Genomic DNA, 26,410 nt, shown 5'->3' with positions numbered 1-26,410 from the left:
AGTAAAACTGTTCTTTCAGCGAATCCGAGATGGTGTAAGCTGGGCAGATGCAGTAACAGCAAATGGGCCTCAAGGGGCGAAGCAAAAGAATTTTTTAAGTAGTTTAGACGTAAAACCTGCGTTATAGGTTTAGGGTGTGTGTGCATTCTGCAGAGAGGATATGTATGATGCATATCAAACATGGTGGTACCGCAAGCTAACACTTGTCCTCGAATTCATTCAAGGATTAGTGTTTTTTATATATAACGACATAAATGTGAAAAATCCCAGAATTTAAATAATAAAAGAATGGAGAATGATAAACGAAATAGAAAATAGCCATTCTAGATTAACTGGTAGTAATCTAGCAACTTAAGACTTTAAGTAATCGAGTAAGTGATAGGTGGAAGCCGACTGAAACCCGATTGGTTCGGACCAACAAGATGTTGGCTACTTAGGCGTTGCCTTAGAAAATGGCGTCTTTAGCCTAAGATCATTTTTATTCAGTGGGAGAATTGAAAACGCAAACTAAGATTGCTACGTCCTGTGGCAACGTCTGCGTGACTTGCATCCTGCGGCCTAAACCCTCGCTGAATGAAGTTTTACTTTATTGATCATGGCAAGTGTTGATAGGAGGTGGACCCATGGATGATAAATTTACACTATATAATTTAAAAGTAGAGGTTGTTGCTACGGATAAACCAATGGTATGCAAACATAAGGAAGGTGACTATTTCCTAGTTATAGGAGAGGACATTATTTTCCCGGAAAATAATTCATTTTCCATGTATGCTTTAAGCGCGATTTTGCCATTACTGCCTGCGAAGCAGCGGATCCTGCATGAAAATGATTGGATGTTGTCTGATAGTGTCATTGCTTGCCCAGATCCAAACTGTGGTGCAAGATTTAAAATAACTCGAATCGGAGCGAAGGACTTTAGTCATGCGGATTGCACAATTGAACCTATACATAAAGGAGATTATGAATAATGGTTGAAAGATTCGAATTAGCAAAGGATTATACAATTAGCAGAGTGATTAATGGGTGCTGGCAGCTCTCGGAAGGACATAGCTTAAAAGCAAATTTAGACATGCAAGATGTTATGAAGGCCTTCCATATGCTTGCTGAAAGAGGGTTTACGACATTTGATTGTGCAGATATTTATACGGGAACAGAAGAATTCCTTGGTGAATTTTTGACGGAACTAAAATCTGGGAGCGCCCTTTCTCCACATGATATTCAAATTCATACAAAGTATGTACCGGATCTCCAATTGCTTAGTCAGGTCGATTACAATTACACAGAAAATATAATTGACAGAAGCCTTAAACGTCAAAAACGAGATGTATTGGATCTCGTGCAGTTTCACTGGTGGGACTACAATGTGCCTGGCTATGTTGAGACAGCGGGTGATCTGTTGAAACTGAAGGAAAAAGGAAAGATCCGTAATATCGCTGTTACAAACTTTGATACGAAGCATTTATCCGAAATTGTTGATGCTGGAATACCAATTGTATCTTGTCAAAATCAATACTCAGTTTTTGATCGACGTGTAGAAAAAGAATTATTACCGTATTGTCGAAACAAAGGTATTACCTTGTTATGCTATGGTACATTATCCGGCGGTTTATTAGCGGAAAAATGGATTGGTACAGAGGAAGTTGACCCTGATAACCGTTCACTTGTTAAATATTTGCAGGTTGTTGAAGAAACGTTAGGCTGGAATGCCTACCAAGAATTGTTGTTATTGCTTAAACGAATCGCTAAAAAGCACGCTGTCAATATCGCTCAAGTTGCTACAAAATATATATTAAGTCAAGAAGGTGTTGGGGCGTCTATTATTGGTGTTAGAAACAGCAGCCATGTGGAGTCCAATGCTCGTATCTTTAATTTTGAACTTGATCAATCTGATATTGACGAAATCGAGCAATTTTTAAGCAACTATCCAACTTTAGAAGGTGAACCTTTTGAGCTTGAACGTACCGCGGGTTCAAAATTCAGAAATATTATGAAGATGAATTTAAACGAAGAATAAGTGAAAATGGATGTTTAGTATAGAATAGAAAGTTTAGCATAGAATAGGGAGTTTAGTATGGAGCAAAAACTTAAATTTAGAGGTGGCTGGGGGATTGCGTTTATTCCAGTTGCTATTTTTCTGTTTTTCTGTGTATTGTATTTTATCGTTTTTAAAGCATTTGAAATGTATGCACTTGCTATGGGTGGTTTTGTTGCATTGATGATTGGCGCTATTTTTGTACAGAAAGGGAATTATGAACGTTATTGGCATTCCGTTTATGAAGGTGTGCGAGAAGCTGTGCCGATAGCTGTCTTGTTGTTCATTATTGGGATGTTCTCTGAACTAATCAAAGCAACGAATATTTCAGGTGGTTTTGTATGGATTGCCAGATTACTAGATGTGGATGGAGGGTTTTTCACAGCATTTACATTCTTAGCAGTGTGTATCATTGCTACCGCTACTGGATCTTCCATCGGATCTCTGTTTACCTGTTTTCCAATTTTCTACCCGGCAGGCGTATTGTTGGGATGCGACCCTGCCTTCCTAGCGGGCGCCATTGTTAGTGGTGCGATTTTTGGGTGATAATTTAGCGCCCATTTCAGATACGACGATCATCTCGGCAGGAACACAAGAATATACAAAAAAGAAGGGTTTTGCCGAATTAGGTGGTTGCGTTGCCACTCGATTTAAATATTCTTTCGTTGCAGGTACGATCACCTTTACTTTGTTCTGGATTTTTGGAGGTGATGGAACGGTCGCTGCGAACGCTTCGGATATCCTTGTTGAAAATATGAACCCAATGACACTGGTGATGCTCATTCCAGTAGTTGCAATGTTAATGGTTGCAATCAAATTCCGTGATATTTATAAGGCGATTACGGTTGGGATTATTTTAGGGACCATTACTGGTTTAGCATGTAAACTGTTAGCGTTCGGCGATATTATCTCCGTTGTGGATGGTGTTCCGGCAGGGTTTCTAACAGCAGGCGTCAGCGGTATGATGGGAACTGTTACGCTCGTTATGTCTGTCTATGGGATCATGGGTGTGCTTAATGGTGCGGGTGTGCTTGAAAAAGTTACAAATAGCATCCTGAATAGCAAGTTATGCAAAAAGGCTCGCGGTGCCGAAATCGCCATGATGTTAGGTATTTCGTTCACAACTTTAATTTTTGGTGGTGTGACTAGTGCATCGATGACGACCTTTGGAAAAGTGCAGAATGAGATTGGCAAACGTGTCGGTTTGCATCCATATCGTCGTTCCAATCTATTGGATGGTTTTGCGAATTCGATTGTGCTTATCGTCCCTTTTTTAAGTGTGTTTGTCTTCCTCGGTGCTTTGCTGACACAAGGTTATGATTTTGTTGAGCCACTTTTACTAACGGAGGTCAGCGGTGGAATGATCTATTGCATGATCCTATTCTTAGTCCTATTATTCTCCGTAATAACAGGATGGGGCCGTCAATATGAAGGTCCAGATGGAAAACCGGTAAGTTTCCCTCAAGAAAAACAAAATACACTTTATCACAATAGGGGCCGCATCGGACCGCCCTCAAAGTAAAAGTGTCCCACTGCTGGCGCCTAAGTCCAAGTACCGTGGAATTCACGAATAAGTTTAGTCTTCTCCATGGAGAAGACTATTTTTCATCTGCGTGGCAAGACTTTAAGTGAACGGGATATAGAAAAAAATAAATCGGAAAGGATGACAAAATGTCAGAAAGAAAGGTTGAAATCATTTTAAGGGGAATGAGAGAAAATAACTTGAAAAATGTAGATTTAACCATACCGAAAGAAAAAATCATTGTATTTACTGGTCTGTCAGGCTCAGGAAAGAGCTCAGTCGTTTTCGATACTTTAGCAACAGAGAGTAGAAGACAGATGACTTTGAATTATCCTCTTTATGTTAGAAATCAAATGCCAAGATACGAAAGGCCTCACGCGGATCTTATGCAAAACTTAAGCCCGGTTGTAGTCGTAGAGCAACGACCGATAGGAGGTAATTCTCGTTCAACAGTTGGTACCTATATGGATATCGATCCATTGATTAGACTTTTGTTTTCGCGAATAGGAAAGCCATCGATAGGTTCTGCTACCGATTTTTCGAGTCAAAGTTCCTTTGGCAGATGTCCGAAATGTAGTGGATTCGGAGAAGTCATTGCGCCAGACCTAAATAAGATGATCGATTTCAATAAGTCACTTCGCGATTATGCGGTGAAGTTTAAGCCATTATCACCTTCAGGTTGGCAGGGCAGATGGATGATGACTGGCGGATTATTTGATCCAGACCTACCTATAAAGGACTACTCAGAAGAAAAACTCCATTTGCTATTATATGGTCCCGCGGAAGGTGAGAAAGTTTATGCGCCATTTCACACGAAAAATGGGCCGCAAGATCATGAGTGGGATGGGTTATTGCCAAGATTTACGCGTCTTTATATCAACAGAGATATCTCGAAACTAAAAGAAGTATCACAGGATGATGTCTTAGCTGTATCGACACAATCATTATGCCCTACATGTCACGGTTCAGGTCTAAATCCAAAAGTATTGGCATGCAGAATAAATGGCTTAAATATCGCAGAATACGATCTATTAGAACTTACAGACATACTAAAAGAATTAACAAAGATTACAGATCCGATAGGAAAATCTATAGCACAACAGGCAATCCCACAGATAAAACATCTCATTAAAATGGGATTAGGATATCTAAGCCTATCAAGAAAAATGGGGACCCTATCTGGTGGTGAGGCGCAAAGGGTAAAAATCGCTCGTCATTTAGGAAGCAGTTTAAACAATATCACATACATATTTGACGAACCAAGTGCAGGACTTCACCCGGAAGAAGTTGACCTGTTAATTCAGATGCTAAAAAGTCTAAAAGAACAACACAATACTGTCATCGTCATCGAACACGATTTATCAGTGATAAAAGTAGCGGATGAAATAATAGAGATGGGACCAGGAGCAGGTGTAAATGGTGGAGAAGTGATCTATCAAGGAAAATTAGTGGGACTCAAAAACACTCCAACTGCAACCATCCTCAACGACAACCTACAAATAAATCAAAATCCAAGGGCTATCCAAAGTTATTTTACAATAAAAAATGCAAGGAACAATAACTTAAAAAATATAAGCCTAAATATTCCCAAAAATGTCTTAGTCTCTATATGTGGAGTATCTGGTTCAGGGAAAAGCTCGTTAATATTGGAAGCATTCGTAGAAAATTATCCCGAATCCATTATGGTTGGACAAGGTGGCATCGGAATCTCCAACCGTTCGACACTGGCTACATATATGGGCATCATGGATGATATTCGCACGATATTTTCGAGAAGCACGGGACAACCAGCAGGTTTATTCAGCTTTAACTCTTTAGGGGCATGTCCGATCTGCAATGGAAAAGGAGTGACAAAGCCTGATGTAGCCTTTGCAGACCCAGTGACTGTTCGCTGTGAAGCATGTGGCGGTACAAGATATTCAGACGAAGCGCTATCCTATAGGTATGAAGATAAAAATATAGTAGAGATTTTAGCTTTAACGATCGACGAGGCGATGAATTATTTTAAAATGCCAAAGATAATAAAAAGAGTGCAGACACTGAAAGAAGTAGGATTAGGTTATCTAACCTTAGGGCAGACGACTAGTTCTTTAAGCGGAGGAGAAATTCAACGTCTAAAACTTGCAAGCCACTTACAAAAGGAAGGACAAATCTACCTATTAGACGAGCCATCTTTAGGACTACACTCAAAAGATAACGGAAAACTCCTAGACGTCTTTCAAACTCTAGTTAACAAGGGGAATTCTGTAATCATCATTGAACATAATTTGAACTTTATAGCTGCAAGCGACTGGATCATAGAACTGGGTCCTGAAGGAGGAGAACAAGGCGGACATATTATATTTGAAGGAACACCAGAAAAGATGTTAAATACAGATACATTGACAGCGAAATGGTTAAAGGAGGGAGTTAGAGGGCATTCATGATGACCGAATTGATCCGCCTTTAGGGCGCTTCGTGTTTCCTTCTGTCCTAAATTTTTCCTCTCACTCGATTTTCTTTGCACTTTTTATTCCTCCATATTAAACTGAATTATGTTCAAATTTGTTATAGGTTTGATTAAGTATGCTTAAGCATGATATAAGTTTAAGGGAAGTAGAAGATTTAATATTATAATGTGGAAAAGAGTTTGACCTTAGTGTCCAGTAATGAGAGGAATTGAGTTTGATTATGATAGATAATTTCTGGCAGGATTTACCGAAGCCATTTTTTGTACTAGCACCAATGGAAGATGTGACAGATGTTGTTTTTCGTCATGTCATTAGTGAAGCAGGTAGACCTGATGTATTTTTTACTGAGTTTACAAACACGGAGAGTTATTGTCATCCTGAGGGGATTTATAGTGTGCGCGGTCGTTTGACTTTTACAGAAGACGAACAACCGATGGTCGCCCATATTTGGGGGGATAAACCTGAATACTTTCGAGAAATGAGTATTGGGATGGCAAAACAAGGCTTTCGTGGTGTTGATATCAATATGGGATGTCCCGCACCGAATGTAGCTCCGAATGGGAAGGGCTGTGGTCTGATCCGCCGTCCGGAAGTGGCCGCAGAGTTAATCCAAGCGGCTAAAGCAGGCGGATTGCCTGTAAGTGTGAAGACAAGGCTTGGTTATACGGAAGTGGACGAATGGCATGAGTGGCTGACACATGTGTTGAAACAAGACATTGCGAATCTGTCCATTCATCTGCGTACAAAAAGGGAAATGAGCAAAGTCGATGCTCATTGGGAATTGATCCCGGAAATTAAGAAACTTCGTGATCAGGTGGCACCAGAAACACTTTTGACGATCAATGGCGATATTCCTGATCGACAAAAGGGCCTAGAGCTGGCTCAGGAATATGGCATTGATGGGATTATGATTGGGCGTGGTGTTTTTACAAATCCATTTGCCTTTGAAAAAGAACCGAAAGAGCATAGCAGTGAGGAATTGCTTGATCTCCTCAGGTTGCATCTTGATCTCTTTGATAAATATTCAAAATTAGAACCACGTCTATTTAGACCTCTTCGCCGCTTTTTTAAGATCTATGTCCGGGGATTTCGTGGGGCGAGCGAGTTAAGAAATGAATTGATGAGCACAGAATCAACGGGTGAAGTACGTGCAATACTCGATAATTTTCAAAGCGGAGTAGTACGCTAAACCGTCAAAGGGGTATGTTCCAGCCCGAATCGTGCCCGTAATCGAGGTAAGAATCCCAAAAGGGTCACGATCCATCCCGCAATCGTGGTAAGAAGCATAAAAGGAACTTATTGGCGTGGAGATTGTAATAATGATGTTTTACAAAGAATTTTATGGAGCTTCTTGCTAGTTTTTGTAACTTTAAGTAAAGTGATTTAAAAAATAGTGTTTTTCTTGAAGGAAAAACGGAAATGGTACAAGTAACGAGAAAATGAGGAGGGCTAAATAATGAGTTTCCTTTACATCAAAGCAATGGAAGTCTTTAAAAAAGATGCGGAGCGACAATATAGGGAAGAAACTCAAGATTCAAAGCCTTTTAAGAGACAGGAAAGACGAAAGTATAGGTAGCAAATTTCTTTAAAAACGAGAGAGCATGATACGAGATTGGAAATCTTTGGCTGGAAAGGTTATCTAGATGTAGGCTATAGGCTCTTGCTAATGTTAAACAACTGTTTTGTGAATAATGCCAGGCTCTATGACAATGCAAATTGTTTTAGAGCCTGGCATTAATTTGAATGGATATTATTAGGATTTTTTTAGATCGGAAAAATTAAGAGTTGTTTGCTTCCATACGAGATAATGATCTTATCAGCCCTGGCCAATAAATATGAAATAATAACCTTTTATTAACAACCTTGTAATACGATGTACTAATGTGTTACGATGTAAATATAATTATTTTTAAAGTGGGGTCTAGTTATGGATAAGGAGATCATGAAAGGCAGTATTGATATTTTGCTTCTGTCATTGGTAAGTAAAAAGGATATGTATGGTTATGAAATGGTAAAAACTTTAAAGGCAAATAGCAATGAACTATATAACATGAGTGAAGGAACGTTATATCCTGCATTAAAAAGGTTAGAGAATAAAAAATGGCTTGAATCATATTGGGGGAATTCAGAAAGTGGTGGGAGGAGGAAATATTACCGGATTACAATGGATGGAAAGCAAGAACTAGAGAAGAAATTAAATGAATGGAATCAAATTAGCCATCTAATTAAAGTATGTTCGGAGGGAATGGCTTGGATCAAACTATCGAAACCTATATTGATGAAATTGTAAGCCGATTAAATTGTAATGAAGAAGAAAAAATTGAAATTATCGATGAGATAAGGGATCATCTATATTTACTGAAAAATGAATACATAGATGCAGGTTTTAATAACGAACAAGCTACAGAAAAAGCATTAGAAAGCTTCGGGGAACATGAGCAGTTAACAAATGGTTTACAAGATTCACTGTCTCCGTTCTTTAAGGTATTTAAGATAGGGGCATGGATTTTATTTGGTCTCTACTCATTTATTATTCTTTTTATGTTGCTATTTCAGCGAATCTTATTTCGAATAACTGATTTTTATAGGAATGGGGATACATTTAACATTTACGTTTATATTCCGATGGAGTCAGAGGGACTTTTTGAATATTTAAAGTTCAACTCGAATATTATTCCGTTTCAAAATACCATTGGATATTTAACTGGGGCTGACCGTTTTAATATTGATATAATCATTAGCAATACATTAGGGAACATTTTAATTTTCCTGCCATTAGGAATTTTTCTTCCTTTGTTATTTAAAAAATATAGCAAATTTACAAAAGTATTGATTGCTTCGACCATTATCAGCTTTTCAATTGAAGTCTTACAGATTACTTTACAAATTGGGCAATTTGATATTGATGATATCATTTTGAATGTTGTTGGAAGTATCATTGGTTTCTTCTTTTTTAAAATGCTAAAACACATCAACACTTTATCGAAAGGCGGTTTATCACGAAGAACGATCGGTTAATTTTCCCGAACTTCATAGGGAACCATTCGGCAGGTACTTATAGAAACTAAGGAGAAAACGTATATGAAAATTGTCATGAAAGTGGGTTTAACAATTGCTTTATGCTTTTATTTGTTAGTGCTTTCAAAGCTAATTTTATTTAAATATCTTAGTATACCGGATATCATTGGTCACTTTACATTCAGTAGCGACGGCCCGTACTGGAATAGCCACAATTTTATTCCGTTCAAGACGATTGCGTATTATTTATTTTTGGCGAACGATATAAATGTCAGCATACGGGTTGAAAATGTAATTGGAAATATTATTGGGTTTGTCCCTTTTGGATTTATTCTGCCGTTATTGTCAAGTAAGTTTCGTAGCCTTAAAAAGGTGACGGTAGCAACGTTTTGTTTAAGTTTGGCCTTTGAATTGATTCAACTTATTTTTAGGTTTGGTAGCTTTGATGTTGATGACTTAATTTTGAATACACTTGGGGGAATAATAGGATATTGGCCAATAAAATTTGTTAGTACACTAATGAACTACAAGCGGAGACAACAAAGAGTGTTATAGATTAAACAGTGAGGATTTAAAATATGAAACATCTTTTTGATCATTGCCTACCGACACCATAAAAAATCAATTAAAAAACACACATGAAAAACTAACAATGACGTTAGCATTTTCATGTGTGTTTTATCATTTAATGTTAATTTATTTTAGGCAATACTCTATTTAATAGTATACACCAATGAAATATATAAGTCTATATTTTTTTATTTTTAATTGCTAAAATAACGAGACATTCAGTTAAGGAGGGATTCGAAATGCAATTTGAAGAAGAAAAAAAGGTATTAAACAAAACATTAGCTATTATTAACCAACAATATGAGTACTTAGCTTCAATACCTGAATATCGCGGGGATGATTTTAATGAAAAAGTCCTGGAAGATAGTAGAAGGCGAATGCGAGCATCATTAATGAGTGCTAAAAAGGACCCTTACTTTGCACGACTTGATTTTAAAGATGAAGAAGCTGATGAAGTAAAAGTAACGTATATTGGAAAAGCCGGTGTTTTCGATGAGGAAAATGGAAATGTTTTAATTACGGACTGGCGTGCACCAATTGCCAGCTTATTCTATGGTTTTAGCGGAAGTGAAGGTGATGTTTATTATCAATCTCCAGATGGCGTCGTTGAAGGTGAAATTTACTTAAAGAGAAACATTGTTACTTATGAACAAGAACTGGAAAGAGTAGTCGATCGTTATATTCGCGGAAAACAGGAATTATCTGGAGGAGATGAATTTCTATTATATAAATTAGGCGATCAAAAAGATAATCGACTTCGTGACATTGTCGCCACCATTCAAGGGGAGCAAAATGAAATTATTCGTTACCCGTTAAACCAGGCCGTCATTATACAAGGAGTAGCGGGGAGTGGAAAAACGACCGTAGCCCTTCATCGGCTAGCCTATCTGTTGTATGAATATCGCGAACAATTAACTGCACATCGAATGATTATCTTTGCCCCTAACACGATCTTTCTGGATTATATTTCACAAGTACTGCCTGAATTGGGCGTTGGAGATATTGTGCAAACGACCTTTCCAGAATGGGTAATGGCGATTATCGATGACCCGAATTGTCAGCTAGAGTCGCTTAGCAAAAGAAGAAAGGCATTTTTCGAGTCAGAGATTGTTGATCAGGATAACTTGAAGGGCACATTAGCGTTTCAACAGAAAATAAGAGAGCAATTATCAAAATTAGAGAAAGAGTGGCTGCCTGCAGAAGATTTTATACCCTGGGAGAATAAACAAGGCGTTTCTCTAGAAAAAATAAAAAGCTGGCTAGAAACAGACTTTAAAGATAACCCTGTTGTAAAGAAATACGAAAGGGTTAAAGCAAAATTAACACGTTGGATTGAGATTGAGGCAAAAATGTATGAAGAGAAAAAAGAACAGGAACAAGCCCGGAAAGAAGGCAAAAAGCAATTAAGAAAATACTTACGTAAATGGAAAAAAAGAAAGCCTTATGAGCTTTATGCACAAATCTTAAAAAGAATGGGAAAAGAGGACGTTTTACCACCAAAGAAAAATATAGCTCTTGATGATTTAGCACCTTTATTGGATATCCATGATTATTGGTTTGGCATTGAGAAAGAGGAGCGGTTTGATCATGTTGTGATTGACGAGGCCCAAGATTTCTCTCCTTATCAAGTTTCCGTATTAAATGCCCGTACAAAAAAAGCATCATTTACGATATTAGGTGATTTGGCACAAGGCATTCATCGTGATGAAGGGATTGACCAATGGGAACGTTTTATTGAACTTTTCGGTACATCCCGTGCGAAATTCTTCCAAATGACGAAAAGCTATCGTTCCACCTATGAGATTATTGCGTTTTCCAATACAATTTTAAGTCATCTTGCAAGCCCACCTGCTTATGCAGAGCCAGTATTTCGGAGTGGGGAAGATGTGCAGATTCAACAAATACAGGCAGAAGATAAAACGGAAAAAATCGTAAGCTGGGTGAATGAAATGAAACACCAAGGTATGAATACCATTGCGGTTATTTTAAGGTCTGAATCAGAATGCGATCAGATTTATTCTAAACTGAAAAGTGAACTTGCAGAATTAAAAATGATCACAACCGAAGATAAAACATACGAAGGAGGGCTCTCTTTATTGCCTGTGTACGTATCAAAAGGATTAGAATTTGATTCCGTACTAATGGTCGATGTCGATGAGGTACATTATCCTAAAGATGAGCAAACAACAAAATTATTATATGTTGGCTGTACAAGAGCGCTCCATCATTTATCGATTATTTACAGTGGAAAACCATCTGAACTGATTTCTATTGGATAGATAGTGACAAAGTTATTGCTATGGTAGATGAAGGATACAAAGGATATGAACAGCATGTAGTTTTACAAAAAGCAATGATGAAATTGATTCTTAGTATACTTTTATAAAACGGTTTCTTATATAGGAACTGTTTTTTTATGCTTGAATTACAAAGGCAATGATGTTTAACTGTTGTATATAGTGTTTATGTGTTATATACACAATAGTGATAAGCAAGTAATTGGACGATATATAGATGAGCATTGTACAGATGTTCAGCAAATGGCTATTTGATGAGGTTATTCACGGTTTCTATAATGTGTATAATGAGGATATACAATGAAAAAGAGGTATTTGTATGCAAATTATTATATCGAACAGTTCGAAAGAGCCTATTTATGTACAAATTATGAAACAAATTCAAACGGCAATCTTGTCAGGTGAGTTAGCGGAAGGCACCGCATTACCTTCCATAAGACAGCTGGCTAAGGAGTTAAAAATAAGTGTGATCACCACCAAGAGGGCATACGAAGAACTAGAGAAATCGGGATTTATCTATTCGATTGTTGGAAAAGGGTCGTTTGTGGCAGAGCAAAATCTAGAGGTTATTCGCGAGAAAAAACTAACCGTGATTGAAGAGCAGTTAAGTGCGGTGATCTCAAATAGTCGGGAAATTGGCCTATCCTATGAAGAACTGCAAGAGTTGCTGAAGTTGTTGTACGAGGAGTGATGGGGATGGAAAATGTGATAGAACTCCGTGGCATTTCTAAAGAGTTGAAGGCATTCTCTATAGATAATATGGATTTACAGATAAAACAAGGCTTTGTAACTGGATTTATCGGAGCAAATGGAGCGGGAAAGTCGACAACCATGAAGCTGATGATGAACCTCTTACAGGCAGATGCTGGGGAAATAAATGTATTTGGATTGGATTATGCTAACCATGAAAAAGAGATTAAAGATCGGATCGGCTTTGTTTATGATAGCAATGTATTATATGGATCCCTGAACTTGAAGGATATTAGCAGAATTGTAGCACCAGCTTATAAACGCTGGAATAGCAAGCAATTCAAAGCCTATATGGATCAATTTGAATTACCCTCCAATAAACCAATTAAAAAATTCTCCAAAGGAATGCAGATGAAAGCTTCTCTCGCGATTGCCCTATCCCATGATGCAGAGTTTATTATAATGGATGAGCCAACAGCTGGATTGGATCCGACTTCTCGCAGGGAGCTATTAGACATTTTTCAAGATGTGATGGTGGATGGGAAAAGAACAATTTTCTTTTCTACACATATTACCAGTGATTTAGAACGAATTGCCGATTATATTGTCCTGATTGATCAAGGAGAAATCCTCTTTCACAAACCAATTTATGAACTACAGGAGCAGTATGCGTTGGTGAAAGGAAGTACCGATTTGCTTGATCGAGATACGGAAGAGAACTTTATTAAAATAGATCGTTCCTCAACTGGGTTTCAAGCCTTAACCGATAAAGTGGAGGAAGTGAAAAAATTATTTGGCGACCATGTCATAATAGAAGAAGCGTCATTAGAGGAAATTATGGTTTACATGAAAGCAGCGAATCGTCAGGATAACTGAGAAAATATAAGGCTTTATATTGAATACACACTTGGGAGAGATCTTATGCGCGAAGGCAGGATCTCTTTTTCATTTTTGCCAAACTAACGGTTGAAAAGAGAAAGAAAAGATGTTTTAATGTATATAGTGTAAATATAGTATATATACAATATTGGGATTGAAAAGGAGAGGTTTTTCTTGTCAGAAGAAACAGTTGATCCCCGCGGTAAAATACTCAAGGACAGACTAATCGGTCTAGGTATTTTTATATTTGCGCAAATTATTTTTATACTTTTGGATGGAACTGGCTGGGAACCAAATGTTCGAGATACAGATATAATCAACCGCATATTAAATGCAAAATTATTTACCGAATACTTTCATTTTTATAGCTACCCATTTTTTAATTTTGTCACATTTGTCTTCCTAATTGCGATTCTTTTAAGCTTATTGGCAGATGTCCTGTCGATTATTTTTAAAAGAAAGTAATGAACAGTGCCTGATAAGGAAGATTTTATAAAACTAATTTGCAAGAGGTAATGAAGTAAAGCAAGGATTATCGAGGAGTGATATGTGTGAAAAATATAGTAGAGTTTAAACACGTAACCAAACGTTTTAAAGATTTCTCCTTAGAAAATATGAATCTGCAAATAAAACAAGGATGTGTAACAGGATTTATTGGTGCAAATGGAGCGGGAAAATCGACAACAATGAAGCTGATGATGAATCTGTTACAGGCAGATGCGGGGGAAATAAGTGTATTTGGCTTGGATTATGCTAGTCATGAAAAAGAGATAAAAGAACGCATGGGGTTTGTCTATGATCGTAATGTGTTCTATAAAGATTTAAACTTAAAAGATCTTCGTCGCATTGTGGCACCTGCTTATAAAAATTGGAATGATGAGCAATTTTATGACTATATAAAGAAGTTTGAGCTGCCGTTAAATAAGGCAATTAAAACTTTTTCAAAAGGGATGCAGATGAAAACTTCTTTGGTCATGGCCCTATCACATGATGCAGAGTTTATTATGATGGATGAGCCGACAGCAGGGCTAGACCCAGTTTTCCGGAGAGAGCTGCTAGATATTTTACAAAATATCATGGAAAATGGGAAGCGAACGCTATTTTTTTCCACACATATTACTAGCGATTTAGAACGAATTGCGGATTATATTACTTTTATTCAAAAAGGGAAAATTCTGTTCAATGATTCGATGGATGATGTGCAGGAGCGTTATGCTTTAGTTAAAGGAAGCACTGATTTACTCAACCGCGACACTGAAAAAAACTTTATAAAGGTAGATCGTTCTTCTACTGAATTTCAAGCTTTAACCAATGATGCACGGAAAGTTAGGATCATATTTGGAGATCAAGTAGAGATTGAGGAAGCTACATTAGAGGATATAATGTTTTATGCGAAAGGAGCGAGTCATCAATATGTTTAACTTGATAAAAAAAGATTTTATTATCCAAAAGTCACAAATATTTCTGTTTATTCCAGTTCTTATTTTCTTTGCAATTTTTGGCAGGCATATGAGTCCGGCTTTCATTTTTTTCATAGCTAGTTTTTATATCCCAATGAATGGGTATATTTATGATGAACAGGTTGAATCAAATATTTTCCTTAATTCATTACCCTATACGCGAAAAGAGATTGTTACGGCAAAATATATTGGAGCAATTGTGTATATGATTGTATCAATCGGTCTAGCGAGTATTATTCTTTATATATTTAATTACGGCTATATGATGAGGGATATGGCCATCGCTGCGGGCTTGTTCTTCATTTTTGCTGCTTTCGTTTTTCCGTTATTTTATATATTAAAGCCTGGTTATATCGGAACAGCGGTTTTGATTGGGGTTATACTCTCGGCAGTCATTCTGCCGCCAATTATCCGATTCTTGGCAGAACATTTTACAACGATTACCAATTTTCTTACAAGCCAATCAGCGGCTACACTATATCTTAGCGGTGCGGTCATTGCCATTGTACTGTATCTACTTTCCTGGATGGTTAGTCAATTTATGTATCAACGCAAAGCGTTCTAAATTTTATACCACTCCTATAACTAAAGCCGTAGAGGCCGTCCCAAAATTCGAAAATGTTTTTCATTCCAACGATAGGGGATCGAGTAATGGACAAAAAGGTACATGCTGAAAACGATTCAGTTGGCATTCGTATCAATGCCCCAGAGGGCGTGCAATTTAATCTGTCCGCTCAAATTCCAATCAAAGATAAATGGGAAAAACTGGACCAAAAGAATATCAACTTTTATCTAGCCTATTTAAATGATCAAGGGAAACTGGTTGCAAATGGTACTATTCATTATACAATTGAAGAAATGACTTAAAGCTTTTTAGAAAATAATTGACACATTCCACATACTGGTCATCCGAGGAATCTGGCATTACCACGAAAACTAGAATTCAGAAGTGAGGCAGCAATCATTTTGATTGTTGTTTTTTTATGTCATTGCTTATCCCCCTTGATTTAAAAAAAGAAATAAAACTTGAATGATTCATACTCGTAAACAAAAAGGTAATGATTGTTAATACAGCCAATCATGCAAACCTTTTTGAAACATTTTAGATTGAATGAACTAACTATATAAAAATTTAGAAAAATAGCATACGCGGACATTAGAATGCACTAGCAAGAAAAAACATTTGATAAAGCATGTCGACTGATTTCTTCTTACAGAAGTTTACATTTTAATATAAAAGTGATATCATAATAATATGATTAAGATATGAAGGAGTGATTTCGTGGAGGAACGTAAGGCATGGAGCATAAGCGGAATACTGGGGATTGGCTTGATTGTTGTTTTTCTTGCTATCGGTGCGTTTTGTATTTTTCAATCACAACTTATTTTGGGAATTGTGCTTATTATTATGGCTGTTGTTCTCATTAGTGGGATTACGATTGTGCAACCTAATCAATCTGTTGTAGTTATTTTTTTAGGAAAGTATATGGGGACGGTACGGCAGGAAGGGATCCTAATAACCGTTCCATTCTCTGTACGCAGAACGATTTCTTTAAGAGTACGTAACTTCAATAGTAATCGATTAAAAGTCAATGATGTGAACGGAAACCCAATCGAAATTGCAGCAGTGGTTGTATTTAAGGTCGTTGATGCAGCGAAAGCCGTTTTTGATGTTGATCAGTACGAACAGTTTGTTGAAATTCAAAGCGAAACAGCCATTCGTGCAGTGGCAACTACCTATCCATATGACTCATTTACCAATGATGAACTAACACTACGTGGCAATGCAGATGAAGTATCGGATGAATTGACAACAGAACTTCAGGAACGTTTAAAGGTTGCTGGCGTTGAGGTGATTGAAGCTCGCTTGACACACTTAGCTTATTCTACAGAGATTGCTCAAGCCATGTTACAACGCCAACAAGCAAGTGCGATTATCTCTGCACGTGAACAAATTGTTCAAGGAGCTGTTGGGATGGCACAGGATGCGATTGCTCGTCTAGAGACAGATAATATTGTTGAATTAGACGATGAACGTAGAGTAGCACTGATCAATAATTTACTTGTTGCGATTGTTTCGGATCAGGGAACTCAGCCCGTTATTAATACAGGATCACTTTACCAATAAGTAGGTCTTATGATGGCTAAGAAAAAAAACTTTCCATTACGTATTGATCCCGAACTCTACGATATATTGCAACGATGGGCAAAAGATGAATTTCGCAGTGTCAATAGCCACGTTGAATTTTTGCTCAGAGAATCTGTTAAGCGAGCAGGTAGGCTGCCGAAAAAACAAGACAAGGACATAGGGGAAGATTAATGGAATTGGCACTGACTCGATTGCGAAGAACAAAAGCGCAAGCGCCCGTTTAGCGACGTACAAACTTTTTAGGGGCCTGACGAGATAAAGGAAACACGATGAACCCGAAGGGTGAATCGATGTTGACTTATCGTAGGAAGGCACCGAAAGTTTGCTAGTCGCTGGGCGCTGGAGCTGGATGTCAAACCGCAACGTAAACAGTTATCCACAAGTCGAGAATTTTATAATTTCCTAGACCATGAGAAAGGCGCGCCGTCCTGGCGCAACGCCGATGGACTCGCATCCTGCGAGCCTCTCCCGGCTGGGCGCTGGAGCTAGATCCAGCATTAGCCTATATTTATGCTTTCTTTTAAAAAAGCCATTAGAAATTGGTATCGCACCTGATTTCTAATGGCTTTTTGCTGTTGGCATTCAGCATTTGTTCACTTCTGAATGGTCTACCGGCTTTCCTGAGAGACGTCTACCATGTTTGAAAATGAAAAGGTTTCTTTGTCCATAAGGGCTCGAACCTCTTTCAACTTGTTAGCTTCATCTTATCCGATCACGCAACGTGAGGGGTAAGGTTTTTTGAAATTCACTACCTCAATGTAAAGTACGTAAAAAATCAATTGATAAAATTATCTCTACCCCTTTGCCTTTTTATATGAATCTGCTATGATGATATACAAATAAAAATTAACATGCGATGATAAGGAATAGTACCTGTTGACTGACTTTCAGAAAGTTGCTGGTTGATGTGAAGCAATAGAAGGAAAACGGGGAACTCGCCTTAGAGCTGACTTAGTCAAATCGGTAAGTTTGGAATGAGAGTAGCTAAGAACGGAAAACTCACCGTTACAAGGGGAAGGGTATAAGGCAAAGATGCCTGTATCTGAATAAGTGCATGATAATGTCTAATTATCATGAAATCGGGGTGGTACCGCGTAAGATCAGTCTTTCGTCTCCATAGCAAGTTGCTGGAGAAGAAAGGCTTTTTTTATATTCAATTTTAGGGAGGAATTGACCATGTTTAATTATCAAAAATACGAGAAAAAATATTATTTGCCTCCAACACTTTCTTATGATTGGGTAAAGAAAGAAACGGTAGAAAAAGCGCCAATATGGTGCAGTGTGGATTTGAGGGATGGAAACCAAGCTTTACCCATTCCGATGAATTTAGAAGAAAAGCTAGAGATGTTTCAGCTGTTAGTTGATATCGGGTTTAAAGAAATTGAAGTCGCTTTTCCCGCTGCCTCTGACACAGAGTTTAATCTATTGAGGACCCTGATTGATAACAATATGATTCCGGATGATGTGACGATTATGGTTATTACACAGGCAAGAGAGCATATTATTCGCAGAACTTTTGAAGCGATTCAAGGTGCACCTAAGGCCATTGTTCATCTATATAATTCAACCTCAGAAGCACAACGTCGACAAGTATTTAAGAAAACAAAAGAAGAGATTAAACAAATTGCTGTAGATGGTGCAATTCTAGTAAAAGAGCTAGCCGAAGAAACAGGAGGCGATATTTATTTTCAATATAGCCCGGAAAGTTTTCCTGGAACAGAGGTCGAGTATGCGTTGGATATTTGTAATAGTGTACTAGATATTTGGAAACCGATACCAGAACATAAAGCAATTATTAATATTCCGACAACTGTTGAGAACGCGATGCCTCATATCTATGCAAGTCAAATTGAGTATATCCATAAAAACCTGTCGTATCGAGAGGCTGTTACGTTGTCCATTCATCCGCATAATGATCGTGGATGCGGAGTTAGTGATGCAGAGTTTGGTGTATTAGCGGGAGCAGAACGGGTAGAAGGAACGTTATTTGGCATTGGCGAACGCACTGGAAATGTGGATTTGATTACATTAGCGATGAATATGTATTCGCAAGGGTATGATCCAGAATTGAATTTTAGTAACCTCGATGCGATCCGTAAAAAATATGAAGGATTAACAAGAACGACGGTTCATGAAAGACAACCATATTCTGGAGATCTTGTTTTTACAGCATTTTCCGGTTCACATCAAGACGCGATATCGAAGGGCATGAAATATAGAAGAGAAAACAAGCTGGAGAAGTGGGATGTACCTTATATTCCGGTCGATCCGGCGGATTTGGGAAGAAATTATCAAACCGACGTCATTCGGATTAATAGTCAATCAGGAAAAGGTGGGATTGGCTATATCCTTGAAAGTAATTATGGGATCAAATTGCCTTATAAAATGAATGAAGAAATGGGCTATTTGACTAAAAAAGTATCAGATGAAACAAACAAAGAGCTTTCTGCCGAAGAAATCTATCTCGTATTTATAGACCACTATGTTGATTATTATCCATCATTTCAAGTAGTTGACTATCAATTTAACAAAAATGGGGAGCAGAAAGTAACGTTAACGTTACTTAAAGATAATCAACAAATTGAGATACATGGAAAAGGCACAGGGAGTTTGGATGCCGTAAGCAACGCACTCCAAGAATATTTTGGGATTGATTATAATCTGGAAGTTTATGAGCAGCATTCGCTGGGCAAAAGTTCGCTCGCCGAGGCGTCAGCGCAGATAGGAATTTCACATCAAGGGCGTATGTACTGGGGAGCAGGAATCAATCAAGATATTATGAAGGCATCTGTCCAAGCTTTAGTTGCTGCGGTAAATAAACTGGAGGTTTTCTAATTTTTTCGAGATTATTTATGTTCTAAAGAATGATGGAAAAAATTATGATATGCTGGTGTGGAGAAACATGATAAAATCAGTGTTTCTAGCCTACGGTCAAGTGGAAATTATACTAAAATCGAATATGTATTGAATAAAGAGGTATTGTGTAAAAAGCAATACCTCTATTTCATTTCTCGGTCGTTTTCAAGTCACAGTTCTTTTTTAGTGAAATTTTATCTCTAAACTTAAATGATTTTTGATAGAACTTTGTTAATTTATAGTGAGGAGTATTTTTGTTATGAATAGGTGAGGACGATCGAAGACTATAGCTTAATTCGAAAAATTAAATCTGGTGATACGGAGGCTTGGGAAGAATTAGTAAATAAGTACTATGAGCAAATCTATTCATTTTGTGTACGAAGATGCTTGGGTGATCGCGTTTTAGCTGCAGATTTAACCCAAGATATCTTTCTCAAAGTCATTGAAAACATCGATACATATAAATTTAGGGGGAAGTTCTTTAATTATTTATTCACCATTACTGTTAATGTGTGTAACAACTACTATAACAAAAAGAAATTCAACCAGTCTGAATTAGATGAGAACGTTATAAATAGTGGTACTGAAACCATTATGAAGAATTTAATGATGGAGGAAAGTGCAAACCAAATCCAAGTCGCATTAAACACGCTTCCTGATATTCAAAGAGAAGCGTTAATTTTGAAATATTACTATGATTTAAAAGTGAAAGACATTGCCAAAATTACTGGGACAAGCGTTCCTACATCGCAATCTAGGATTCATCAAGGACTCAAAAAGCTTAGTAAATTATTGGATAGAGAGGAGTTTATGAATGGATAATGAAACGATCAAAAAAATGAAGACCTATGAAGTTAAAATCGATGAAATCCAGCGACAAGCGGTCATTAACCTAGGAAAGCAAAAAATAATACAACATCAACTTGGCAGATATTCCTTGTTTGACCTCTTTTGTTTGTCGATTCGATTCACTAGACTTCATACTTGGCTGATTCAATTCGCTCTCCTTATCGTGACGACTTTTTTGATTACGAAAGTGATGAACGATGACCCAGCCATCTTCATTTTGCAATGTCTCACAGTGACAGTGATCTTCTCTGTTATTTTCTTTGTCGATGAATTATTTCGTAGTTTTACATCTGGAATGTGGGAATTAGAGCAAACACTTAAATATGATTTACGTCAGCATGTTGTAATAAAATTACTGATTTTTGGATTAGCCGATTTATTATTCATTACTTGTCTCGCCTTTTTTTGTCAAGGTGTGATGGCCATTTCCTTTTGGAAAGTCATTTTATATTTACTCGTTCCCTTTAATATTACTTGTATTGTGCTGTTTTCTCTGTTCACGATTTGGAGAAACACGCTCTCTTCTTTTGTTTTTTGGATAAGTTCTGGACTACTCCTTATGGGGGGCATGTTTTTAGCCAACTTTTTCAATGTTTATGAGATCGAGATGAAGTATTGGGGAGCGGGATATATTTTTTCAATGGCCCTTTTAGTATTGATTGTCATGAATATGCTTAAAGTTAAAAAATGGGAGGCGTTTTGCTAATGCTATTAGAGTTACATAATATTACAAAAAAATATGACGATACGGTTGTCCTTGATCATGTCTCATTCCGTTTGAAACCAGGAGTTTACGGCCTTTTAGGTGCAAATGGATCAGGAAAAACGACTTTATTTAGAATACTCTGTGGGGTAATGAAACAAACTGCGGGCACCATTACATATAATCATGACGATGTACAAAGCAATCCAGGTGCTTTCCGTTCCATATTAGGCTTTTTGCCACAGGATTTCAGTTATTATCCTGATTTCACCGGGATGAAGTTTATGTTATATATCGCTGCTCTTAAAGGAATCAATAAAAATTTTGCGAAAAAAAGATGTCTCGAACTGTTAAAGCTAGTCGGATTAGAAGATGTGAAGCATAAAAAGATAAAAAAATACTCTGGTGGAATGAAACAACGGTTAGGAATTGCACAAGCTATGATCAATGATCCAGAAGTATTAATCTTGGATGAACCGACAGTTGGTTTAGATCCAAAAGAACGGGTTCGTTTTCGGAATTTAATTAGTTCTTTCTCTGAAAATAAAATTGTCATCCTTTCCACTCATATCGTTTCCGATGTTGAATATATTGCAGACGAAATCCTTGTTTTGAAACAAGGGAAACTTGAAAACAGAGGGGCTTCCTCTGAACTGGTTAATACCATTCAAGGGTATGTTTGGGAGTCTATCGTTGAAAAAAATAGACTGGATGAGGTGGTAGCCAAACATGTGATTAGCAACCAGAAGCACGAAGCAACAGGGACAGTCTTAAGAATCATTTCAAATGAAAAACCTACCCATAATGCCGAACAAGTACAACCAACATTAGAAGATTTATATCTATACTATTTCAGAGAGGACACTGAGAAATGAGAACAATAGTAAAATATGAAATAGAAAAAATACGGCAAAACAAAACGTTTATGGGCGCGCTGATCGTATCTGCATTTGTTTTGGCAGGTATATTGTTCATTGGTTTTCATTATTCACAAGTCAACACCAAGCAAGGAGAAGGTCTTAAACTTTATCATCAGGTCGTTGAAAAAAGTACTGGAGAATTTACAGATCAAAACGTAAGGGAGATCCTTGCAGATTATATCGATCGATATCAAAGTATTGATGTAAACAATAGAACTTTTGATATGTTCTCTTATGAAATAGCCGATACATTTTTTCCAAAAGATGAAGATATTTATTTAAAAATGAATACCGCCATGGAGCAAGGTGAAAAAATGACAATTGATCAAATCAACCCTAAAACGATCAAAGAAATAGGGTTTGCCCAATTTGAAACACCTTTAAAGATTGGTAGCTACGTCACATGGTACGACCTTTTTAAAGTCACGGGTCAATTATTCATTCTTACTAGTATTGTAACTATTTTAATCTGTTCCCTTGTTTTTTCCAGTGATACTTCGAGAAATATGAATCAGTTGTTATTGTCTACAAGGTTTGGCAGAAACAAATTAACGATCGCAAAAATCATGGCAGTAACACTGATTTCCGCTTTTCTTTTTCTTTTGATTCAAGTGATTTCCCTGGTCGCTTTCTATGTGTATAATAGTGGCTTTACTGGTTGGGATACGAGTATTCAAACAAATTTTTCATTAGAGTTGTTTCGTTTTCCAGATGAAATCAATCATTTACAAGTGTTCTTGATAGCTGAGGCTCTTCAATTTATTGGTTTGCTCTCGATTGTAGGGATCACATTATATGTATCCTCTATCACTCGTTCACCGTTTAGTGCTTTAACCATCGCATTAGGATTATTCCTTTTGCCAAAAGCATTCACTCAACTCATTAAAAGGGGTATCATATATAAGCTATTAAACTTGTTTCCTATCAATAACTATCGTATCGAGGATTTTTTATCTTTAATGAGTAATAAACAAGAGTTTATGCTTCATTCTTTTGTCCAAAATATCGTGCTTACCATGGTAGTTTTAGTGGTTATGAAAATTGTTTTAGATGGAGCTGTGTATTTACGAATGAAACGGTACCAAGTTACATGATCTTTTTCGGAATTCGTCACTCGAAAACAATCCTTTCCAAATAGATCGAAAACTTTTATCCAGAATACATTCTTTTCTCTATGCTAAAACTATAAATAACATTCAGAACGACAGGATATTTATACTTGCGCTTTTGTTGTTATTGATAATAAAATAAAAAAATGTAATGAAGCGATAAGGGTAAAAGGAAAAAAGTTTGGAAAGAGGAATAAAATGAGTACAATTACTGAGAAGAAAAGAACCAGTACACTTAAAAAAGTATTACGAGCCATTGCAGTCATTATTGGAGCATTTATAACCGCATATGGGTTAGAGGCGATATTAATTCCAAACAATGTATCAGATGGTGGTGTGACAGGTCTAAGTATCGTTGGTTCACAATTAATCGGCTTACCTTTAGGACTATTAATTGCCATATTAAATATCCCATTCATATTTTTGGGATATAAACAAATAGGGAAAAGTTTTGCGATTTATTCTGTGATTGGGATTGCTTCACTAGCATTCGGGACGAGCATTATGCACCATATCCCAACCATTATTCAAGGAGATACGTTGTTAGTAACCGTTATTGGTGGGATTATCATTGGTTTTGGTATGGGGTTAGCATTACGAAATGGCGGAGCCTTAGATGGGATTGATATGTTAGCCGTATTACTGGCTCGAAAACTGCCTTTTGGAACGAGTGATCTTATTTTATTCTTAAATTTGTTTGTGTTTATAGTGGTGTCAACCGTCTTTGGTCTTCAGGGGGCTTTCTTATCGGGAATCGCTTATTTTATTGCTTCTAAGGTGATCGAACTCGTGGAAGAAGGTTTAAGTGGTTCTAAAACCTTTAAGATTATCACCGATCAACCTGAATTAATGGTGGAAACCATTCGTGACCGCTTGGGTCGTAGTGCAACATATAACGTAGTTGAAGGCGGTTATTCAAATGAACAATTTAAAGAAATCACTTGTGTCATTAACCGGTTAGAGGACAGTAAAATGAAGGAAATCATTTATGAAATTGATAAACACGCCTTTGTTGCTGTATATGATGTTGCCGAAGTGAAGGGCGGTAATTTCAAAAAACATAATATTCATTAAGGAATTAATAAATTGCCCTTATATTTTTTGCTGCCAGATCATAATGGAATGTGGGTATGAGGACCAATTAATTGGTATATATGATAAACTATATATATGCATACACCGGAAATTGCCATACACTCTAGATGATTTTATAAATGATTTTCTGAAAAACGCATGAATGGCGCGGAGAGGAGGAATGAGCTTGAAAAAGTCTTTCATATTTGTTGGAGTTTTTAGTTTGGCTTTTGTCGCCATACAAGTATTATCAGGTTGGTTTTTGACAATCATGTACACGCCTAATCCATCCTGGGACCAAGTTCCAGTTACATCTTATGTCGAGTTTGGAAGTACAAGTTTGCTCCCACCTCTTGCCATATCTTTAATAGCATTAGCCATTGCCGCTGGTGTGACGAAGCTGATCAACAAAAAGACTGTACAGTAAAGAGAAGGATTTCGTTTTCCCTTCTCTTTTTTGCTTGCGCCAGACGAATATAATCCTAAGAAAGCTTGATAGCTAGGGAGTCAAGTGGGGAATTTTCTTTTACTATGAAGACAACTAGCATGAATTTTTCTGAAATCCTATGGTATTATATCGGTATAATTATAAATGAACTTTGAATGCTAATAAGCGAGGTAGAATACTGTGAAGAAAATAATATTAAGTGCGGATAGTACTTGTGATTTGGATGATAGGTTGAAAGAACGATATGAGGTTCATTGCCAACCTCTTCATATCAATCTAGGGGACAAACAATACGAGGATGGAGTGAATATTAGCCCTGATGATATTTACGAGACCTACGAAAGGCAACGGATCTTGCCAAAAACATCTGCCCCTAATCCTAAGGAATACATCGATTATTTTAAAAAGTGGACAGATCAAGGGCATGAAGTGGTCCATATTAGTTTGGGTTCGGGCATTTCTTCATCCTATCAAAATGCTTGTATAGCCGCAGAAGAACTTGGAAATGTCTATCCTATTGATTCAGGCAATCTTTCAACAGGAATGGGCTTGCTTGTGATCGAAGCAGCTGAACGTATTGTCAAAGGTATGCCGGCCGAGCAAATTTCAGAAGAAATCAATCATTTAAAATCGAAAGTTGAGGCGAGTTTTGTGATTGATAAACTTACATACCTGCATGAAGGAGGAAGATGCTCGGCGATTGCTGCCTTCAGTGCCAATTTACTAAATATTAAACCTTGTATCGAGGTGGACCCTACAAGTGGAAACATGAATGTAGGGAAAAAATATCGGGGAGCTTTACCCAAAACATTAAAACGCTACACAATGGATAAGCTTAATGGACGCTCGGATATTAAACTTGATCGCGTTTTTATCACGCACTCAGGCACATCTCCCGAAAATATTGCTGCGGTAAAACAGACAATCGAAGAGGTTGCTGATTTTAAAGAAATCTTAGTGACGCGAGCGGGATGTACCATTTCATCGCATTGTGGTCCAAACACACTTGGTGTATTATTCGTGACAAACTAAATAACTAAACTTTCGGGTCTATTCCTTTGTGCCGGGGATAAACCTGTTTGTTTATTCATGATCGGAATTCCTTTATTAAAACACATTTCAAGAGTTTCATGATTACGAAACACTTGGAACATCACAAAAACGTAGATCCAAAGTGCGTTTGGATAGACGAAAAAGCGAAAGAACAGCAAAAACGTAGATCCAAAGTGTGTTTGGATGTACGAAAAAGCGAAGGAACAGCAAAAACGTAGATCCAAAGTGCGTTTGGATGTACGAAAAAGCGAAGGAACAGCAAAAACGTAGATCCAAAGTGCGTTTGGGTGTACGAAAAAGCGAAAGAACAGCAAAAATGTAGATCCAAAGT

At 37.2% G+C, this 26,410-nt stretch carries 26 protein-coding genes and 1 other annotated feature; all 26 genes read left to right on the top strand.

Translation table 11 applies throughout. The features are described from left to right. Positions 1–623: 623 nt before the first annotated feature. The 26 genes from KI363_RS11035 to KI363_RS10915 all read left to right on the top strand — a co-directional run bounded on the left by KI363_RS11035 (position 624) and on the right by KI363_RS10915 (position 26,058). The gene (locus KI363_RS11035; RefSeq protein WP_158321893.1) at positions 624–968 is read left to right on the top strand and encodes a TIGR04076 family protein; all 345 of its coding nucleotides are present in this window, start codon (positions 624–626) and stop codon (positions 966–968) included. After that, positions 968–2,014, top strand: a complete 1,047-nt coding sequence (locus KI363_RS11030; RefSeq protein WP_158321892.1) for an aldo/keto reductase — start codon at positions 968–970, stop codon at positions 2,012–2,014. Before KI363_RS11035 ends, KI363_RS11030 begins: the two co-directional genes overlap by 1 nt. A gap of 57 nt (positions 2,015–2,071) precedes the next feature. Continuing rightward, on the top strand, positions 2,072–2,578 hold the full coding sequence (locus KI363_RS22010) for a Na+/H+ antiporter NhaC family protein (protein WP_246516835.1): 507 nt from the start codon (positions 2,072–2,074) through the stop codon (positions 2,576–2,578). Continuing rightward, positions 2,571–3,554, top strand: coding sequence for a Na+/H+ antiporter NhaC family protein (locus KI363_RS11025; protein ID WP_246516834.1), 984 nt, complete (start codon positions 2,571–2,573; stop codon positions 3,552–3,554). The genes KI363_RS22010 and KI363_RS11025 overlap by 8 nt, the downstream gene beginning before the upstream one ends. Positions 3,555–3,703: 149 nt before the next feature. Next, a complete protein-coding gene (locus tag KI363_RS11020) occupies positions 3,704–5,980 on the top strand; it encodes an ATP-binding cassette domain-containing protein (protein ID WP_212966327.1) in 2,277 nt (758 codons plus the stop codon). 244 nt (positions 5,981–6,224) lie between these two features. Continuing rightward, entirely contained in the window at positions 6,225–7,193 is a 969-nt protein-coding gene (locus KI363_RS11015) for a tRNA dihydrouridine synthase (protein ID WP_212966342.1), read from the top strand. Positions 7,194–7,931: 738 nt separating this feature from the next. Beyond that, complete coding sequence (locus KI363_RS11010) at positions 7,932–8,294, top strand: PadR family transcriptional regulator (RefSeq protein WP_158324446.1); 363 nt, start codon at positions 7,932–7,934, stop codon at positions 8,292–8,294. Beyond that, a complete protein-coding gene (locus KI363_RS11005; protein ID WP_158324447.1) occupies positions 8,255–9,022 on the top strand; it encodes a VanZ family protein in 768 nt (255 codons plus the stop codon). The genes KI363_RS11010 and KI363_RS11005 overlap by 40 nt, the downstream gene beginning before the upstream one ends. A gap of 63 nt (positions 9,023–9,085) precedes the next feature. Next, positions 9,086–9,577, top strand: a complete 492-nt coding sequence (locus KI363_RS11000) for a VanZ family protein (protein WP_158324448.1) — start codon at positions 9,086–9,088, stop codon at positions 9,575–9,577. 254 nt (positions 9,578–9,831) lie between these two features. Beyond that, positions 9,832–11,871, top strand: a complete 2,040-nt coding sequence (locus KI363_RS10995) for a HelD family protein (protein WP_158324421.1) — start codon at positions 9,832–9,834, stop codon at positions 11,869–11,871. A 337-nt stretch (positions 11,872–12,208) separates the two neighbouring features. Then, on the top strand, positions 12,209–12,580 hold the full coding sequence (locus KI363_RS10990; protein WP_158324420.1) for a GntR family transcriptional regulator: 372 nt from the start codon (positions 12,209–12,211) through the stop codon (positions 12,578–12,580). Positions 12,581–12,585: 5 nt separating this feature from the next. After that, on the top strand, positions 12,586–13,455 hold the full coding sequence (locus KI363_RS10985; protein ID WP_158324419.1) for an ABC transporter ATP-binding protein: 870 nt from the start codon (positions 12,586–12,588) through the stop codon (positions 13,453–13,455). A 177-nt stretch (positions 13,456–13,632) separates the two neighbouring features. Further along, a complete protein-coding gene (locus KI363_RS10980; protein ID WP_191967614.1) occupies positions 13,633–13,923 on the top strand; it encodes a YfzA family protein in 291 nt (96 codons plus the stop codon). 86 nt (positions 13,924–14,009) lie between these two features. Continuing rightward, on the top strand, positions 14,010–14,879 hold the full coding sequence (locus KI363_RS10975; protein ID WP_158324417.1) for an ABC transporter ATP-binding protein: 870 nt from the start codon (positions 14,010–14,012) through the stop codon (positions 14,877–14,879). After that, on the top strand, positions 14,872–15,483 hold the full coding sequence (locus KI363_RS10970) for an ABC-2 transporter permease (RefSeq protein ID WP_158324416.1): 612 nt from the start codon (positions 14,872–14,874) through the stop codon (positions 15,481–15,483). The genes KI363_RS10975 and KI363_RS10970 overlap by 8 nt, the downstream gene beginning before the upstream one ends. A gap of 86 nt (positions 15,484–15,569) precedes the next feature. Beyond that, entirely contained in the window at positions 15,570–15,785 is a 216-nt protein-coding gene (locus KI363_RS10965; protein ID WP_158324415.1) for a hypothetical protein, read from the top strand. Positions 15,786–16,200: 415 nt separating this feature from the next. After that, positions 16,201–17,046 (top strand): SPFH domain-containing protein, encoded by an 846-nt coding sequence (locus tag KI363_RS10960; RefSeq protein ID WP_212966326.1) that lies wholly within the window; start codon positions 16,201–16,203, stop codon positions 17,044–17,046. 12 nt (positions 17,047–17,058) lie between these two features. Further along, positions 17,059–17,238 (top strand): type II toxin-antitoxin system antitoxin, encoded by a 180-nt coding sequence (locus KI363_RS10955; protein ID WP_212966325.1) that lies wholly within the window; start codon positions 17,059–17,061, stop codon positions 17,236–17,238. Positions 17,239–17,914: 676 nt separating this feature from the next. Next, positions 17,915–18,186, top strand: a binding site (T-box leader). 57 nt (positions 18,187–18,243) lie between these two features. Continuing rightward, on the top strand, positions 18,244–19,902 hold the full coding sequence (locus KI363_RS10950) for a 2-isopropylmalate synthase (RefSeq protein WP_212966324.1): 1,659 nt from the start codon (positions 18,244–18,246) through the stop codon (positions 19,900–19,902). Positions 19,903–20,190: 288 nt separating this feature from the next. Continuing rightward, positions 20,191–20,745, top strand: coding sequence for an RNA polymerase sigma factor (locus tag KI363_RS10945; protein WP_158324385.1), 555 nt, complete (start codon positions 20,191–20,193; stop codon positions 20,743–20,745). After that, positions 20,738–21,478 (top strand): hypothetical protein, encoded by a 741-nt coding sequence (locus KI363_RS10940; protein WP_212966323.1) that lies wholly within the window; start codon positions 20,738–20,740, stop codon positions 21,476–21,478. The genes KI363_RS10945 and KI363_RS10940 overlap by 8 nt, the downstream gene beginning before the upstream one ends. After that, positions 21,478–22,350 carry an ABC transporter ATP-binding protein gene (locus KI363_RS10935; RefSeq protein WP_212966322.1) on the top strand — a complete coding sequence of 291 codons (873 nt, stop codon included), beginning with the start codon at positions 21,478–21,480 and terminating at the stop codon, positions 22,348–22,350. The genes KI363_RS10940 and KI363_RS10935 overlap by 1 nt, the downstream gene beginning before the upstream one ends. Then, positions 22,347–23,489 (top strand): ABC transporter permease subunit, encoded by a 1,143-nt coding sequence (locus tag KI363_RS10930; protein ID WP_212966321.1) that lies wholly within the window; start codon positions 22,347–22,349, stop codon positions 23,487–23,489. Before KI363_RS10935 ends, KI363_RS10930 begins: the two co-directional genes overlap by 4 nt. A gap of 213 nt (positions 23,490–23,702) precedes the next feature. Continuing rightward, a complete protein-coding gene (locus KI363_RS10925; RefSeq protein ID WP_212966320.1) occupies positions 23,703–24,578 on the top strand; it encodes a YitT family protein in 876 nt (291 codons plus the stop codon). 187 nt (positions 24,579–24,765) lie between these two features. After that, complete coding sequence (locus KI363_RS10920) at positions 24,766–25,005, top strand: hypothetical protein (RefSeq protein ID WP_158324458.1); 240 nt, start codon at positions 24,766–24,768, stop codon at positions 25,003–25,005. Positions 25,006–25,206: 201 nt separating this feature from the next. Continuing rightward, complete coding sequence (locus KI363_RS10915; protein ID WP_212966319.1) at positions 25,207–26,058, top strand: DegV family protein; 852 nt, start codon at positions 25,207–25,209, stop codon at positions 26,056–26,058. Positions 26,059–26,410: the final 352 nt, after the last annotated feature.

Source organism: Lederbergia ruris (genome assembly GCF_018332955.1).
GTDB classification, from domain to species: domain Bacteria; phylum Bacillota; class Bacilli; order Bacillales; family Bacillaceae_C; genus Lederbergia; species Lederbergia ruris.
This window is presented reverse-complemented; position numbering and strand designations above follow the sequence as displayed.

Bases quoted from the DNA above. Each gene is read 5' to 3' on its own strand.
- KI363_RS11035 (WP_158321893.1), top strand. From the start codon at position 624: ATGGATGATAAATTTACACTATATAATTTAAAAGTAGAGGTTGTTGCT.
- KI363_RS11030 (WP_158321892.1), top strand. From the start codon at position 968: ATGGTTGAAAGATTCGAATTAGCAAAGGATTATACAATTAGCAGAGTG.
- KI363_RS22010 (WP_246516835.1), top strand. From the start codon at position 2,072: ATGGAGCAAAAACTTAAATTTAGAGGTGGCTGGGGGATTGCGTTTATT.
- KI363_RS11020 (WP_212966327.1), top strand. From the start codon at position 3,704: ATGTCAGAAAGAAAGGTTGAAATCATTTTAAGGGGAATGAGAGAAAAT.
- KI363_RS11015 (WP_212966342.1), top strand. From the start codon at position 6,225: ATGATAGATAATTTCTGGCAGGATTTACCGAAGCCATTTTTTGTACTA.
- KI363_RS11010 (WP_158324446.1), top strand. From the start codon at position 7,932: ATGGATAAGGAGATCATGAAAGGCAGTATTGATATTTTGCTTCTGTCA.
- KI363_RS11000 (WP_158324448.1), top strand. From the start codon at position 9,086: ATGAAAATTGTCATGAAAGTGGGTTTAACAATTGCTTTATGCTTTTAT.
- KI363_RS10995 (WP_158324421.1), top strand. From the start codon at position 9,832: ATGCAATTTGAAGAAGAAAAAAAGGTATTAAACAAAACATTAGCTATT.
- KI363_RS10990 (WP_158324420.1), top strand. From the start codon at position 12,209: ATGCAAATTATTATATCGAACAGTTCGAAAGAGCCTATTTATGTACAA.
- KI363_RS10985 (WP_158324419.1), top strand. From the start codon at position 12,586: ATGGAAAATGTGATAGAACTCCGTGGCATTTCTAAAGAGTTGAAGGCA.
- KI363_RS10970 (WP_158324416.1), top strand. From the start codon at position 14,872: ATGTTTAACTTGATAAAAAAAGATTTTATTATCCAAAAGTCACAAATA.
- KI363_RS10965 (WP_158324415.1), top strand. From the start codon at position 15,570: ATGGACAAAAAGGTACATGCTGAAAACGATTCAGTTGGCATTCGTATC.
- KI363_RS10955 (WP_212966325.1), top strand. From the start codon at position 17,059: ATGGCTAAGAAAAAAAACTTTCCATTACGTATTGATCCCGAACTCTAC.
- KI363_RS10950 (WP_212966324.1), top strand. From the start codon at position 18,244: ATGTTTAATTATCAAAAATACGAGAAAAAATATTATTTGCCTCCAACA.
- KI363_RS10940 (WP_212966323.1), top strand. From the start codon at position 20,738: ATGGATAATGAAACGATCAAAAAAATGAAGACCTATGAAGTTAAAATC.
- KI363_RS10935 (WP_212966322.1), top strand. From the start codon at position 21,478: ATGCTATTAGAGTTACATAATATTACAAAAAAATATGACGATACGGTT.
- KI363_RS10930 (WP_212966321.1), top strand. From the start codon at position 22,347: ATGAGAACAATAGTAAAATATGAAATAGAAAAAATACGGCAAAACAAA.
- KI363_RS10925 (WP_212966320.1), top strand. From the start codon at position 23,703: ATGAGTACAATTACTGAGAAGAAAAGAACCAGTACACTTAAAAAAGTA.